The 14,812-nt window shown below is 49.0% G+C and carries 12 protein-coding genes; 4 read left to right on the top strand and 8 right to left on the bottom strand.

Annotated elements, in window-relative coordinates; genetic code table 11:
- The coding region (locus ACOJTG_RS00225) for an SUMF1/EgtB/PvdO family nonheme iron enzyme (RefSeq protein WP_420151955.1) at positions 1–558 on the top strand (558 nt) is incomplete at its 5' end.
- Between the two features lie 466 nt (positions 559–1,024).
- Here the strand turns inward: ACOJTG_RS00225 and rpsG are convergent.
- The 3 genes from rpsG to ACOJTG_RS00210 form a co-directional block, all read right to left on the bottom strand.
- A complete protein-coding gene (rpsG, locus tag ACOJTG_RS00220) occupies positions 1,025–1,492 on the bottom strand; it encodes a 30S ribosomal protein S7 (RefSeq protein ID WP_102201344.1) in 468 nt (155 codons plus the stop codon).
- Positions 1,493–1,610: 118 nt separating this feature from the next.
- Positions 1,611–2,027 (bottom strand): 30S ribosomal protein S12, encoded by a 417-nt coding sequence (rpsL, locus tag ACOJTG_RS00215; RefSeq protein WP_420151956.1) that lies wholly within the window; start codon positions 2,025–2,027, stop codon positions 1,611–1,613.
- Between the two features lie 138 nt (positions 2,028–2,165).
- Positions 2,166–4,271, bottom strand: a complete 2,106-nt coding sequence (locus ACOJTG_RS00210; RefSeq protein ID WP_420151954.1) for a PQQ-binding-like beta-propeller repeat protein — start codon at positions 4,269–4,271, stop codon at positions 2,166–2,168.
- A gap of 290 nt (positions 4,272–4,561) precedes the next feature.
- Between ACOJTG_RS00210 and ACOJTG_RS00205 the strand changes: the two genes are divergently transcribed.
- The gene (locus ACOJTG_RS00205; RefSeq protein WP_420151953.1) at positions 4,562–5,434 is read left to right on the top strand and encodes an aldose 1-epimerase family protein; all 873 of its coding nucleotides are present in this window, start codon (positions 4,562–4,564) and stop codon (positions 5,432–5,434) included.
- 42 nt (positions 5,435–5,476) lie between these two features.
- On the opposite strand, the gene ACOJTG_RS00200 is transcribed toward ACOJTG_RS00205, so the two are convergent.
- The 4 genes from ACOJTG_RS00200 to ACOJTG_RS00185 all read right to left on the bottom strand — a co-directional run bounded on the left by ACOJTG_RS00200 (position 5,477) and on the right by ACOJTG_RS00185 (position 12,525).
- Entirely contained in the window at positions 5,477–6,538 is a 1,062-nt protein-coding gene (locus tag ACOJTG_RS00200) for a phytase (RefSeq protein WP_420151952.1), read from the bottom strand.
- Between the two features lie 64 nt (positions 6,539–6,602).
- Positions 6,603–7,859, bottom strand: a complete 1,257-nt coding sequence (locus tag ACOJTG_RS00195) for a right-handed parallel beta-helix repeat-containing protein (RefSeq protein WP_420151951.1) — start codon at positions 7,857–7,859, stop codon at positions 6,603–6,605.
- 38 nt (positions 7,860–7,897) lie between these two features.
- A complete protein-coding gene (locus tag ACOJTG_RS00190) occupies positions 7,898–10,639 on the bottom strand; it encodes a TonB-dependent receptor domain-containing protein (protein ID WP_420151950.1) in 2,742 nt (913 codons plus the stop codon).
- 281 nt (positions 10,640–10,920) lie between these two features.
- A complete protein-coding gene (locus ACOJTG_RS00185) occupies positions 10,921–12,525 on the bottom strand; it encodes a tetratricopeptide repeat protein (RefSeq protein ID WP_420151949.1) in 1,605 nt (534 codons plus the stop codon).
- Between the two features lie 254 nt (positions 12,526–12,779).
- Here ACOJTG_RS00185 and ACOJTG_RS00180 point away from each other — a divergent pair, with 254 nt between their 5' ends.
- Positions 12,780–13,010 (top strand): hypothetical protein, encoded by a 231-nt coding sequence (locus ACOJTG_RS00180; protein WP_094816200.1) that lies wholly within the window; start codon positions 12,780–12,782, stop codon positions 13,008–13,010.
- A gap of 168 nt (positions 13,011–13,178) precedes the next feature.
- On the top strand, positions 13,179–13,706 hold the full coding sequence (locus ACOJTG_RS00175; RefSeq protein WP_420151948.1) for a YfiT family bacillithiol transferase: 528 nt from the start codon (positions 13,179–13,181) through the stop codon (positions 13,704–13,706).
- A 338-nt stretch (positions 13,707–14,044) separates the two neighbouring features.
- Here the strand turns inward: ACOJTG_RS00175 and ACOJTG_RS00170 are convergent, their stop codons facing one another.
- Positions 14,045–14,743, bottom strand: coding sequence for an SDR family NAD(P)-dependent oxidoreductase (locus ACOJTG_RS00170; RefSeq protein ID WP_420151947.1), 699 nt, complete (start codon positions 14,741–14,743; stop codon positions 14,045–14,047).
- Positions 14,744–14,812: the final 69 nt, after the last annotated feature.

Here is a 14,812-nt window from a genome sequence, read left to right as displayed (position 1 = left end):
CTGCCAACGGAAGCTGAATGGGAATATGCTGCTAAAGCTTTGATCGGAACGCAGTACCTGGATGAAAACCAATCGAATCAGCGGATTTACCCCTGGGATGGTTCTTCGATGCGGAAAAGCTCCGGCCGGAAGAAAGGTACGATGCTAGCCAACTACAAACGTGGTCGCGGGGATTACGCCGGTATTGCGGGAAAAACCAACGACGGTGCCATCATTACGGATGAAGTATACTCCTATCCCCCTAACGATTTTGGTCTGTACAACATGGCAGGTAACGTCAACGAATGGGTATGGGATGTATACCGTCCGACCACGTTCCAGACGTTTAATGACCTGAACCCCGTTCGTCGCGATGGCTATCTGGATGACGAAAAGAACTACGGTAAAAAAGATAACAACTCGCTGCTCGATAACCGTACGCGGGTGTACAAAGGAGGCTCCTGGGCGGACATCGCTTACTGGCTGGCTCCGGGTACGCGTCGCTACATGGATCAGGACTCGGCTACGGCTACCATCGGTTTCCGTTGCTCGATGATCGCTTCGGGTCGCAAACGATAATAAGTTTAATTTCCAGTTTAGTTGTAAAAGAAGCTGCCCGCCTGGGTGGCTTTTTTTTGTGGGGTTGGGAGAGGGGAGTTTAAAGTTTGAGAAAGTTTGAAGAGTGTTTGAAAAGGTTTAACGTTTGAGTGAGGTTTGAATTAGTTTGAAGGGGTTTGACAGCGTATGGATTGGTTGGATTAAGAGGCGGATAGATTTAGCGTTTGATGTTTGTCGGGTTTGTACAGTCTTCCCAGGGTTGTTACCCTGGGCTATTCAAATTGAACTGCTTCGGAGTTGGTTTGTGATTATGTATTAGGCTTTGTAAAGCGTAATCTAAGGTCTAACACCAGACCTTAAACCTTAAACGCCAACTCAAACTTTAAACCTTTTCAAACAATCATCAAACCCAATCAAACCTCCTGAAACCAAAAAGAGCCGCAAACCGGAGTTTGCAGCTCTTTTCTGGAAATATATTTCCTCCGTACTAAACGCGGAAGTGAGAGAAAGCCTTGTTGGCTTCTGCCATCCGGTGCGTATCGTCTTTCTTCTTCACAGCGGCACCTTCGCCTTTGGAAGCAGCAACGATTTCGCCAGCCAGACGTTCTACCATGGTCTTTTCGTTACGGCCACGAGCGTATTTAATCAGCCATTTCATGCCTACGGACTGTTTACGATCGGGACGAACTTCAGTAGGAACCTGGAAGGTAGCACCACCAACCCGGCGGCTTTTCACTTCTACTGTAGGCATTACGTTGTTCAACGCTTTTTTGAAAATCTCCAGACCACTTTCTTTGGTACGGTTCTCTACTAATTCCAGAGCACCGTAGAAGATGGAATACGCGGTAGATTTCTTGCCCTCGTACATGAGGTTGTTAACAAATTTCGTTACGAGCGTCTCCTTGAATTTAGGATCCGGTAATACGTAGCGTTTTTTTGGTTTTGCCTTACGCATAACTAAGTTACGTTTGAATGGTGGTGAGAACGCGTCGCTTCTGCCCGTAACAGTGGCTTACTGCATTCCCGATTGATTTTAAGCAATCAGCCGTTTCGACTGATCAATGCGAAGAAAATTACTTCTTCTTACCGCCTTTAGCGGGAGCAGCAGCTGCTTGTCCGGGTTTCGGGCGTTTAGCACCGTATTTCGAACGAGCTTGCATACGACCTTTAACACCAGCCGTATCCAATGCACCACGGATGATGTGGTAACGTACCCCTGGAAGATCTTTCACCCGGCCACCACGGATCAATACGATCGAGTGTTCCTGGAGGTTGTGACCTTCACCTGGGATATAGGCGTTCACCTCTTTACCATGTGACAAACGTACACGAGCTACTTTACGAAGAGCAGAGTTAGGCTTCTTCGGCGTTGTAGTGTACACCCGCGTACACACACCGCGTTTTTGAGGGCAAGCGTCCAAAGCAGGAGACTTTGATTTCCAAGTCACTCGCTCACGACCCTTACGTACTAATTGTGAAATAGTAGGCATGATATAAAAAATAAAAAATGGTTCGTCTTGAAAAACGGACTGCAAAAGTAGCCACTTTTCAGAACAAAGACAAACCAAAACACGTTTTTTTAGTTCCAATCAGACATAAAGTAGCCAGAGTACCAAGTGATTACTCAATTAAGGCAAGGCGAAAGCCAGGTAGCTATCGCCGGGTTTCGTACCCACTTTATTGCCGCCCGCCGCAATGACTACGTACTGTTTGCCATCGACCTGATAGACGCAGGGCGTGGCGTAACCGGCGGCGGGTAGGGAGGTTTCCCAAAGCAGTCGGCCCGTCTTTTTGTCAAACGCCCGGAATTTCTCGTCTTTCGTAGCGGCAATGAAGAGTACCCCACCCGCCGTAACCGCAGGCCCGCCGTAGTTTTCCGTCCCCGTAGCGGGTATCCCCTTCGCTTTCAGAGCCGCGTATTCACCCAGCGGTACTTTCCAGGCAATCTTTCCCGTATTGAGGTCAATGGCGTTTAGGGTGCCCCAGGGTGGTTTGATACCCGGATAACCATCTTTTGTGGTAAAGCGACTGTATCCCGTCATTAGATAAGGTGGGGTCAAAGCAGACGTCTTGGCTTCGACTTCTTTCTTCTCGGAGCCTTTCTTCAGGAGGAAAGCCACTAATTCGCTTCGATTGCTTTCGGAGAGGTGACTGAACGAAGGCATACCACCCCGACCGGTTTTTAGCAAAGTCGCCAGTTCGCTGGGTTTGTACTTCGCTTCGACCTGATCAATCGCTGGGATCGAGCCGTTGCCTTTGCGGTCCAGTCCGTGGCAGTTGGCACAGTTGCTGGCGTATAGTTGTTGGCCCGCATTGCCCGTAGGTTTATTTTCTACCATGGTGACGGTCCAGGGCATTTCGTTGGCATTCACGTAGAGATACTGACTTTCCGGATCGAAAGCCGCTCCACCCCATTCACCACCACCATCGAAGCCGGGAAACAGAATTCCTCCCTGCCGACTCGGCGGTTCCCACATCGTATTCGCTCCATTTTTCAGCGTACGAAAGCGTTCCAGAATTTCCGTATGATGTTCTTTCGAAAGATCAATGATGTCTTTTTCGTGAAAAGCCTGTCGCATGAACGGTTCGGGCCAGCTGGGCATGGGTTGCGTAGGCCAGGTCTGTTCGCCCACCAGTTCGGACGCTGTCGGTACTGATTTTTCCGGAATGGGATAAACGGGTTTTCCCGTAACCCGATCCAGCACAAATACAAACCCGTGCTTGGTAATTTGGGCTACGGCTTCTACGAGCTTCCCGTCTTTCTGGAAGGTTACTAAATTGGGATTGGCCGGTAAGTCCCGATCCCAGAGGTCATGATGTACCGTCTGGTAATGCCAGATGCGTTTACCCGTTGCTGCATCCAAGGCAATGATGCAATTGGCAAAGAGGTTTTTCCCTTTTCGGTAGCCGCCGTAAAAATCATACGTAGCCGAGCCCGTAGGAACGTAAACAATGCCCCGCTTTTCGTCCAGACTCATGCCTGCCCAGTTGTTGACGCCACCGATGAAGGGCAGTTTTCGCTTGTCCTGCCAGGTATCGTAACCGAATTCACCGGCTTTAGGGATGGTATGGAAAATCCAGCGACGCTTGCCTGTACGCACATCATAAGCCCGTATGTGACCGGGAGCCGCGTCCAGTCCTTCCGACAGCCGCATCCCCATGATGATCACATCCTTGTAAATAATACCGGGCGTATTGGAAACGATGAAGAAGGATTTCTGGTCGTAGTCCAAATCTTCCTGCAAGTCGATCTTGCCCTGCGAGCCAAAGCTCTCTACGGGTTTGCCAGTACGGGCATCCAGACAAAACAGATTCGGTCCGGCAGAAACAAAAATGCGTTGGTCCTCACCCTCTTTCCAGTACGTAACACCCCGGTTGGTTCCCGCCCAGGCGTTTTCTCCCTTCCAGTAGTTCGAAAGATCGGTTCGCCAGCGTTCCTTACCCGTCGCTCCCTCCACCGCCACGACGTTGATATTCGCTGTAGTAAAGTAAAGCGTACCGTTGATGGCAATGGGCTGGCATTGCATCTGTCCGGGCTGACCCGTATGATATTCCCAGGCTAGTTGAAGCTTGGAGACGTTTTCAGGAGTGATCTGGGTGAGGGACGAATACCGGGAAGCGTCAGCGTGACCGCCGTAGGTATTCCATTCCGAATAATCCGTACCAGGTTCCGTATGGTTTAAAAAAGGAATAGCTAGGCCGAGCAAGAGCAACCAGCGGGGAAAGCGAGTCATACGCGTATAGAGGCAGTAATGATTTACTATGTAGTTTCGAAGATACGCGTATTTTGAAAAATAGTTTGACGATTTAACGTTTGAAAGCCTGTAGGAAAAAACGAGGGTGTACCTAGGCGTTCACCCATTGTTTGGTAGAAAGCAAGTGGGGCATCCCAAACCCAAGCGGTTTCATCCCCTCACAAATCACTACAATTCCCCGAATAAAAAGCCATCACCGCTTGTGGAAAGGATTTTTGCCTGTAAACTTTCGGAAGTTTAACGCGACAACGGATCTAAACATAAAATCGATGACTTTTTTCCTGGAAAATGAATCAGTGAAAGTATCCGTTCGGCAGAAAGGGGCCGAGCTGGTAAGCATATACAACAAGTCTACGCATCTGGAATATCTGTGGAGCGGCGATCCGGCGTACTGGGCCAAGCATTCTCCCATCCTGTTCCCGATTGTAGGAGCGTTGAAAGACAATCAGTATCTCTACGACGGAAAGTCGTATACGCTGAGTCGGCACGGATTTGCCCGGGACATGGATTTTGAACTGGAAGAAGAAAGTGAGCATTCGCTGACTTTTCTGCTGAAAAGCAACGCCGATACCCAGGCCGTTTACCCCTTTGAGTTTCGCTTACGAATCAAGTATACGTTGCTGGAGAATGAACTCAGTGTACAGTATCAGGTAAGTAATCAGGACTCAAAAGAAATGCTGTTCTCGGTAGGGGGGCACCCGGCTTTCCGCGTACCACTCACGCCCGAAACGCAGTATACGGACTATTATCTGGAATTCAACGAAACCGAAGATTTCAACCGCTGGCCGCTCGCTGAGAGTGGACTGATCGACCGGGAACCCACGCCGGTAGCCGAGAACACCAATCGGATTGCCTTATCGCACGAACTGTTTGCTCAGGATGCTCTGGTCTTCAAACACCTGAAATCGACGTCCGTAATCTTGAAGTCCGATCATACGCCCTATCAGTTGTCGTTTGATTTTGGCGAGTTTCCGTATCTGGGCATCTGGGCGGCTCCGCAGGCTCCGTTTGTCTGTATCGAACCTTGGTGCGGTATTGCCGACAGCGTCGATCACGATCAGCAACTGGCCACGAAGGAAGGGATTACCCGACTGGCGGCCGGCGAAGAATGTAAACGAACCTGGAGTGTAACCGTCTCCTAAGGTAGAAACCAAAAGATGCCGACCCTGAGGTCGGCATCTTGTTTATTGCGGACGAAGCTTCAACTCTGGTCCCGCGATGTCCTCCCAGCGGTACAGGTGAAACGTTCGATCTGTACTCATGACCACGAACAGACCGTGTTTAAAATCCTGGTTGAGTGGAACCGAAACTGTTTCCGAACCATCACTTTCCATCGCCCGCACGTCAACGGTTTTCAGGAGTTTGTGCTCGAAGGGGCGTTCCGGCGTTCCTTCCCGGCTGAAAATCTGAAAACGGTTGGCTCCCTGATCGGACACGAGAATGTAACCCGTACTGTCCGTTAGCTCGTAAATCGAAATACCTTCGTGATCCTGTTTGAAGTTCTCGGTGGCAAACAGAGCCAGTTCTTCATTGCCTCTTTCCGGATCGGCGTAGTATTGGCGAACGCCCTTGCCTTCGTCGGAATAATACACGTAGCCTAGCTGATCATCCACGGCAATGGATTCGATTTCTTTCAAACCACTATAGGTTCCGAATTTTCGGACCAGAGTGGCTTTGATGTGTCCCGTTCCGTCGTCATCAAGGCGATATTGCCAGAGATACCCGCTCGTCGTCGGACCCGTTTTTCGGCCCACAATGGCGTAAATAACGCCCTGCTTATTTTTGTACATCGAAATACCCATCAAATCGCGGTAATCGGGCTGGGTTTCGCCTTCGAAAACGGGAATGCCGCCGTTGTCTAAGGGCTTCATTTCCGGTAAGGAAAAAATCCGCAGCTTGTGCGTCATGCGTTCGGTGGTGACGGCAATATCCGTAGCCTTTCCGTTCAGCATTAATCCATACTCAATATCAACGTTATTGGGACGTTGCAGACCGCTAACTTTCTGCTGAATTTTCCCCTGAAGATTGAACACGTACAGGCCGCCATCGGCGTCTTTGTCCGTACCAATGATCAGACTTTTCGCCGGATCCTGCGGGTTGATCCATACCGCCGGATCATCGGAATCGTGGGCTACTTTTTCCGTTACGTACAAGGGCTTAACCGCCTGACGGGAGGTTTTGGGCCGCTGACAGCTCGACAGCAAGGCCAGACTCACTACTATTAGACTACTCGTTTTCAGAAACATACGCGATGAATGGATACAAAAAGCCCCCAGACAAGACGAGGCTAACCTGGGGACTGGTAAAAACTTACTTCGTACCGAAGGCTCCGATGTAGGAAGCCGGTTCGGGGGATGTATAGGTAACGCCGTTGACGCTTAGACCGCTTTTGTACAGGCGGGTAAAGTCGGTTTTGCCTTTGCCCAGAGCCGGAGAACCCGCCTGTAGGTGGAAATCCCAGGAGGTCGTGTACGCGGCATTCAGGCTAGCCGTGGAGAGCGGATAGTTCACGAGCTTCGGATCGTTATCCCCCGCTTTGGTACCCAGAATGTCGTTCGTACCTTTCACGATTTCCGTCGAAGGCTGGAATTGATCGACACCCGTTTGCGTGTAGCCGTAGTAGTAATTGTTAGCAATCACCGAACGCGTATCTTCTGGAGCCCCTTTGTCGCGTTTGATGCCGAAACGGTCGTTCACGAGCAGGTTGTTGTACACGTCCACCCGAACCGTTTTTTCCAGCCAGATCGAACCGCCTTTAATCGTGGGTCGTCTCCATCCCGCGTTCACGATGGTGTTGTTGTACGCGATTACGTATGCTTGCGGTGTTTTATCGCCCCCGTTGGAAAGTTTCAGGGCATTGGTGTTGGGACTGTAAATCAGGTTAAACGCGATTTCTGCTTGTACGCCCGATTTGATGTTGATGGCTTCGCCGCCGGAAACGCCCGTCGTATGGAAGGTGTTGTTAATGATGAGCACTTTACCACCTTCCAGGTAAAAGCCGTCTTCGTTGAAGTTACGAATGATGCTGTTCGTGACGACCACTTTGGAGGCCGTATTCGACGTGTACAGCACGGGGACGTGTTCACCCGCTGCCGCTTTGTACAACTGAGCTTTCACCGAAGGCGACTCTTCCGTAGTCACGGCTCCACCGTATTCCAGAATTGTATTTTTCAGCACCAGTTCCGTATTCGCAGGACCGGCGATGAGTCCGCCCCAAAGGTTACCGAACAGATTGGCGGAGGTTTTCCAGGCATCGGGTACGGTGAATTTTACTGGGTTTTCGGCGGTACCTAAGCTGTACAGATTACCCCGAATGAGGATCTCGGGTTTCACGATGGAATCGCTCATCAAAACGGTAACGCCTTCTTCAATCGTCAGGGACTTACCTTCGGGAACTTGCAGGTGACCCGTCACTTTGTAGGTGTTGCCTTTTTTCCAGATTCCCTCTACGTTACCCGTTACGCTGGTTTCAGTAGGGGCGGGCGTTACCTGCGTGTCTTCTGAATTCTTACTACAACTGGTTAACAGAGCCATGGCAAGGCCAGCGGCCATACACAGTTTGTTCATGATGGTTTTGATTTGAAAGATTTTGGAAAGACTGAATGCTAGAGTTTGAAGCGTAATCCGAGTAAATAGCTGCGTTGGTAGTAATCCCGCCGGATGAGCGTCTTGCCCGCTTCCGTTTGATGCGGTAGGCCCTGATTAACCGCTTCGACGTTTTTGATGTATACTTCCAGCGGCGTGTTGAGCAGGTTATTCGCCTTGGCGAACAGGACCAGTTTCGATCCGATGGCTTTTTCGAGCGAAGCATCCATTTGCAGAAAGCCTTTTTGCCAGAGATCATTATCCAGAAATTGCGAAACGGTATTGATTCGCTCCCCGGTGTAGCTTCCCGCCAGCTGAGCATCCCAGCCGCGATTTTTATACAGGACGGTCAGGTTGGCAATGTGAGCCGACTGGCCGTAGAGCGGACGCGTTTGATTGACGTACCGGGGTTCTAAATCACCGTTTTCATTGCGAATACGCATGAATTTGGCCGAGGTAATCCGGGAAAGCGTATAGGTATAGTTCGCCTTGATACCAAACTGGCGGAAATACCGGATGTAATCAAGTTCAAGTCCGGTATTATGAGCATTGCCAAAGTTACCCGGCGTATAAATGATCGACTGGCCACGAACCGGGTCCCGCTGAAGCGTGTATTCAATGGGGTTTTGGATGTACTTGTAAAACAGGCCCACCATGAACTGATCCGTTGCATTCGGGAAATGCTCGTACCGCACGTCGATGTTGTCGGCAATGGCCCGTTTCAAATCCGGATTTCCGCGTTCCTGATATTCTTCCAGAACCACGTTATAGGGAACAATTTCGAAATAGCCTGGACGATTGAGGGAGCGGAAGTACGAAGCCCGCCAGTTCGTTTGGGCGTTCGATTTGTACTTCACATGCAGACTGGGAAGTACGTCCGTATACACCTGATTTCCCGTCGGACGATCTTCGCCGATCTGGTTTTTCAGCTCGTAGCCCTGATTGGTATGCTCCACCCGTACTCCCCCCAGAATTTCCCAGTTCAGGGGCGTTACTTTCGCCTGTACATAACCGGAAGCTGTGTTTTCGGAAGCATCATACGTCAGGGCACTGCCTACGGAGCCACGGGGGTTCTGAATGGTCCAGTTGATTTGGTCGTAGGATGTGAAATCTTCTCCGTACACGCCCAGCAAGTTGCTAGGACGAAGCTGGTAGTTATTGTAGAAATTACTGCGGTCTTTGGTACGGTATAAACCGCCCGCTTTCCACTCGATGGGCGTGTTTCTAAAACTAGAGCGATACGTAAGGTTGAGATACCCCGCCAGATCCGTATCCGAGTTATGTTCCCAGCGGCGGTAGGCATCCTGCACGGTCGTGCGTCTTTCCGTAAAATTTTTCCGTTCACCCAGCAAAGGAATCTGGGTTTGATCGGGCTGTTGATTTTGGGCGGTGGAGTATACCGCGGACCAGTCGATGTCGAACGAGTCACTTAACTGATGTTTTCCCTGTAGGGTATTCGTGAAAATCTGCTGACGCGTAACCCGGCTTCGGGTCGAATAGCCAAGCGTGGCATTCCCCGCTTCCGGATCGTAACCGCCAATGGTTAACTGCGTGGATTTTACGTCCCGAATCTGACTGTTGGTTAAATGAATCAGGGCCGTATAAAGCGAAAATTTATTCCGCTCATTCAGACGATAGTCCACCTTGGTATGCAAACCGTACCGCTGCTGTTGTTCGGAATACTGCCGTTCGTTCAGTTTGGTGAGGGTCACGCCGCGTTGCGTATCCACCGTTTCGGAATCGAAGAACAAGCTGTTACTGCCCCGATACGTATTCTGATAACTTCCGGCGATGATGATGCCGAGCTTTTGATTCAGAAACCGATCGCCCCAGGAGAACCCGCCGAGCAAGTTCGGTGGCGGTGACTGCCTGGTATACGTCGAGGTCACTTTTGAAAAGTCTGAGGCACTAGCGTTGTACTGATTGCCTTTTAGCTCATAAGGCGATTTCAGGTTTACCGATTTCCAGTCGTAACTCAGGAAAGGTCGATTCATGAATAACTCACTGTAACCCGTCGAAACATTGGCCGTTAGCACCCGCTGGCTGGGAGCGTCCTTCATGACCAAATTCACGGCCCCGCCAATCGCATCGCCTTCCCTACTCGGCGTGAGGGCTTTGTAGACTTCCAGGCGATCGAGTAAATCCGAAGGAAAAATATCGAGGGGTACGTAGCGGTAGCGGTTATCCGGACTCGGAATTTTCACGCCATTCACCAGCGTATAGTTATACCGCTTATCCATGCCCCGAACAATGGCGTATTGTCCGTCGCCATTGCTGTTCCGCTCCACCGATACGCCCGAAACCCGCTGGATGACGTTCGCAACCGTAAGGTCGGGGGAGAGCTGAATGGCTCGCCCGGAGACGATATTCATCACCTGATCCGCGGAGCGTTCGAGGTGGCGGGCCGTTTGGTCGCTCGCTCCTTCGCGTCCCGTCCGAACGATTACTTCCTGCAAATTCTGTTTTTCTGAAGGCGTTAAAACAGTATCAAAAGTGAGCGTTTCGTTTTCAGAAATGCGAATTTCTTTAGTAATGGTTTGATAGGTAATAAAACTGATGGTAAGCTGATACGTTCCGGCGGGAATATTTTTAAGCGTATAACTTCCATCCAAGCCCGATACATCATGAAAAGAAGTATTAATCAAGCGGATAACGGCTCCAGTTACGGGTTCACTGGAAGCCAGTTCCGTAACCTTTCCCCGAATCGTTCCTGCCCAGGAAGAAAACGAACAAAGCGTAATAAAAAGTAGAAAACGATACATCTGTCCCATCGAATGCCTGCTGAATAACGAAGCGAAAACCAACCGGGAAATATAGAGCCTGAGAGACCCGTTTTTCGGTTGGCGATACGAAGGTGGACGATGAAAAATCCATAGTCAAGCGATGCAGCAAGGGCCGAAGTCAAGGCAGAGTATCAGGCCGTTAGCACAAAAGCAACAGTGTTAACAAAGTGAGTGTAATTTATTGGATTTCAGAAGTTTAATGCGTTACAAAACCGCCATTAAGTTTCCGTTACGCCAATATTACCAAACTGTTAAGCGGCTTAAAGGGCCTGGACAAAGGCCGTCAGGCTCTCGCCCGCTTCCAGATTGAGTTTTTTACGTAACCGATACCGCGTCACTCGTAAACTGTCCGGCGAAATGCCCAGTAAGGTTGAAATATCGGCGGAGGTCAAATTCATTTTTAGTAAAGCAATCAGTCGTAAATCCGAGGTCGATAATTGATCCGAATACGTTCTTAATTTTTCAAAAAAGGAATGGTGCACCTGTTCAAACGTACTGCTAAATTCTAGCCAGTATTGATCATGACTAAAACTGTCGTTGATCTGCTGAACAATTTTCTTGATTTGCTTTTTATGGTCCCGTTTATCGTCTTTAATTAACTTTTCAAGACTGGTTTTTAGCTGGTCTAAGGATTCATTTTTCTGAATAATGTGTAGAATATGCGTAGATAATTCTTTCGAACGCGTCGCTAATTCATGCTTTAACTGTTCTTCTTCGAGTTGCTTATTGCGTAGTTCCGAAAGCATAAGTTCATGCTGGGTTTCGTAGACCAGCTGATTCTGTCGGCTCAGGGTTTGTTCGTTGCGTACCTTTAGCTTCTGCCGGTTGTAAGCGAGGGTGACGATGCCCACCAGCAGGAGTAATACCAGTACAGCCGCTGCCGTTACGAGCTGGTTGAATTGCCGTTCGTCGGTCAGCTTCTCGATTTCCCGGTTCTTTTTTTCCGTATCAAAAAGAGCCTGCGTTAGTACCAGTTGCTGACTGCTTTCCTGCGAATAAATCTCCGCTTCAAACGCCCGGCTCAGAGCAACGTAGTGGTAGGCACTGTCATGCTGCCCCATCAGTTGATAGGCCTTGCCGATGTCGTTGCTGGTGCCACTGAGAAAATGGCGTTCGTGGGTTTTCAGGGCCAGTTCATACGCCTGCCGACTGTACACAAGACTTGCTTTCGGGTGACCGGTTTTGCGTAGTACATCTCCCAGATTATTAAGAATTTCAATGCGGAGCAGCGAATCTTTCGTTTGCAGATTAACCTTCAGAGCTCGCTGGAAGTATACCTGGGCCGAATCGTACCGGGCCAGATCTTCGAAAATGCTGCCCATGTTTTCGTAGATTTTCGCCGTTCCTTCTTGGTTGTTGGCAACTACATACTGATGCAAAGCTTTTCGCTGAAAGTAGAAGGCACTGTCATACCGTTGTCGTTTTTCGTACAGATGGCCGATGTTACCGTAAGTCTGAGCTACTCCCGAAGCGTGCGAGGCCTTTCGGAATAGTGCCAGAGCCCGTTCGTACTCCTGCCGGGCTTGATTGGGCTGCTTGCTGTAATAGTACAGCTCGCCTAGGGCGTTGTGCGTTTCTGCCAGTAGGGTTTGCTTCCCGAGTTGTTCAAATTTCTTAGCCGCTTCCGAGTAATATTCCAGGGCTTGTGGATACTGTCCGGCGTGAAAAAACAGACGACCGAGCGTCTGCAAAGCCTTGGCCGCAACCAGGGGCTGATTGGACTCGAGGGCCCGGGCATATTGTTGTTTGGTACGGTAAACCAGCGAAGCAGAATCACTGGCTGCAGGCGGAAGGCTTTGGCCCGTATGGGAAAGTAAAGTCCAGAAAATCAGCAGCAGGCAGGCTCGAAATACAGTTAGAATCATCAGATTTCAGCTCGTTTGAACCTGGAAGTTAGGGCTTTTTTAAGCGTTGATTACATTATGAAATTGTTAAGAGCCCATCGCAGGGTAAACCGGAGAGCGGGTGATAAAAAGAGAGTAATTCAGGATCTTTGAATAAATAATAAAGAATTTGTCTATTTAATTTGTTTTATACTGGAATATTGCTCACTTTTGGTTCAGAATTTGAATAAAAAAACAAAACATCTGGTTCCGCCTTTATCCAAACACGAACGCGTATGCAAAAGATTTTGGTTCGTACCAAGGAAGATTACCTCCGCCACATCTTAGCGACCAGTCTTCAGCACGAGGAAGAAAGCCCAGGGTGTTCGGTCCCGGAATGGCTGCCTATTCCCAAGCCGGAACATTACCCTTGCATCGCCATCACGTCTGATCCGGTACGGGAGGGTACGGCTCTGTTCTTCGAGGTAGAGCTGATTTATTTTACGGATTTTTTACATCAAAACTGATGGATGAACAATTACCTGAGTGTTTCTCGTTGGAATGCCATGAAAACGAAACGTACTGATTTGCCCTAGAAGCATCGGTACGTTTTACTTTTTTACACCAAGGAGTAGGAAGAATAACCTGGAAGCCCGTAGGTTTACCTGTGAAACCTAGTAATCCATCTGACTTCCATGGACGAATTACGTTATCCCATCGGCCTTTTTACCTACGAAGGCCCCTACACGCCCGAACAGCGTACACAACTGATTAACAATCTGGCTTTGATTCCGGGCCAATATCGACAAGCCGTCGAAGGATTATCCGAAGATTTACTGGAGATTCCCTACCGTGAGGGGGGATGGACCATCCGGCAGGTCGTGCATCACGTAGCCGATAGTCACATGAACGGGTATATCCGTACTAAACTCGCCCTGACGGAAGCCAATCCGACGATCAAACCTTATGAAGAAGCCCGCTGGGCGGAGCTGGGCGATACCTTCCATACGCCCATTCAGGAATCCCTGGATTTACTCCAGCATCTACACGTTCGCTGGGCCAATGTCTTCCGGGCCATGCAGGAAGCCGATTACCAGAAAACCTTTTTTCATCCAGGTTCGCAACAATCCGTGACGCTGGACTACCAGTTAGGTAACTACGACTGGCATAGTCGGCATCACCTGGCTCATATCACGAGTCTGCGGGAGCGAATGGGTTGGTGAAATACAAAAACTTTTCAACATTAAAAACCTTTGTATCGTATAGGAAGAGTATTGAAGAATTCCCTACCAGGATCGGATGTAAACGGTTAAAAACACCATACGTTAGATGACGTATGGTGTTTTGATACCTGAGATCAATGATGGTATATATTCGTATTAAATTTGTCCCTTTAATATTCATAAAAAAGCAGATTTAATACGAATTCAAATTCTTGCTTTTAATACGCTCTGGTTGTAGGAAATAATTTATTTTAAATAAATAAAGGAAACCTTAGTTCAATACGCTTTTAGCTATAAAATAAAGTGTTTATCAGCAAACCGAGAGGTAGTACAAGGGATTAGATAGGATTGGCAATTGACATAGGTATAATCTGGTTAGTAATGCCACCCTTATCTACCAGAATTGCTTCACCGCTTTTAATACCATTCGCTCCCGTGAAAAGTCCCAGTACCGCATCTGCAATTTCCGAAGCAGGTACGATCGCACCGCTTGGATTAATACTTGCTCCAAAGGCGGCTTTAGCTTCGGCATCATGGCTATTAAGACGATCAGCCATAGGCGTATCCGTCACCCAGGGACATACCGCATACACCTGAACGTTCTTGTCTTCACACGAGGCTGCAACGGATTGTGTGATACTCAACACTGCCGATTTACTGGCTCCGTAAACCACTGCTACGGGTAAAGGCATGGTAGTACCTACGAACGAGGCGGTATTTACCACTACACCGCTTCCCTGCTTTACCATTTCAGGCAAAACATGCTTGATACACAGGATGACGCCTTTTATATTCGCCGAAAGAACTTCGTCAATTACTTCCTCGGTATTGATTTCCAACGGACCTAATACTCCTTCTGTACCGGCATTGTTGAACAGGAAATCGATTCTTCCGTAGGCCTGCAATGTGCTGTCAACTAGATTTTTTACATCTTTTTCCAGACCTACATCGGTTGAAACAAAGAGTGCTTCACCTCCAGAGCTATGGATTTGTTTTACTACCTCAGCTCCGCGTTCCGTATTACGACCAGCCACCACGACTTTTACTCATTTACTTGCTACTAACAGGCAAACTTCTCTGCCTATGCCGGCGGTACATCCAGTGAT

The organism is Siphonobacter sp. (assembly GCF_048595215.1).
Classification (GTDB): Bacteria; Bacteroidota; Bacteroidia; order Cytophagales; family Spirosomataceae; genus Siphonobacter.
The sequence above is the reverse complement of the archived record's forward strand: the minus strand, read 5'-3'. Positions and strand labels throughout refer to the sequence as shown.

Excerpts from the sequence above, each read along its gene's own strand:
- rpsG (WP_102201344.1), bottom strand. The coding sequence starts at position 1,492 with ATGCGTAAGGCAAAACCAAAAAAACGCTACGTATTACCGGATCCTAAA.
- rpsL (WP_420151956.1), bottom strand. The coding sequence starts at position 2,027 with ATGCCTACTATTTCACAATTAGTACGTAAGGGTCGTGAGCGAGTGACT.
- ACOJTG_RS00210 (WP_420151954.1), bottom strand. The coding sequence starts at position 4,271 with ATGACTCGCTTTCCCCGCTGGTTGCTCTTGCTCGGCCTAGCTATTCCT.
- ACOJTG_RS00205 (WP_420151953.1), top strand. The coding sequence starts at position 4,562 with ATGACTTTTTTCCTGGAAAATGAATCAGTGAAAGTATCCGTTCGGCAG.
- ACOJTG_RS00200 (WP_420151952.1), bottom strand. The coding sequence starts at position 6,538 with ATGTTTCTGAAAACGAGTAGTCTAATAGTAGTGAGTCTGGCCTTGCTG.
- ACOJTG_RS00195 (WP_420151951.1), bottom strand. The coding sequence starts at position 7,859 with ATGAACAAACTGTGTATGGCCGCTGGCCTTGCCATGGCTCTGTTAACC.
- ACOJTG_RS00190 (WP_420151950.1), bottom strand. The coding sequence starts at position 10,639 with ATGTATCGTTTTCTACTTTTTATTACGCTTTGTTCGTTTTCTTCCTGG.
- ACOJTG_RS00185 (WP_420151949.1), bottom strand. The coding sequence starts at position 12,525 with ATGATTCTAACTGTATTTCGAGCCTGCCTGCTGCTGATTTTCTGGACT.
- ACOJTG_RS00180 (WP_094816200.1), top strand. The coding sequence starts at position 12,780 with ATGCAAAAGATTTTGGTTCGTACCAAGGAAGATTACCTCCGCCACATC.
- ACOJTG_RS00175 (WP_420151948.1), top strand. The coding sequence starts at position 13,179 with ATGGACGAATTACGTTATCCCATCGGCCTTTTTACCTACGAAGGCCCC.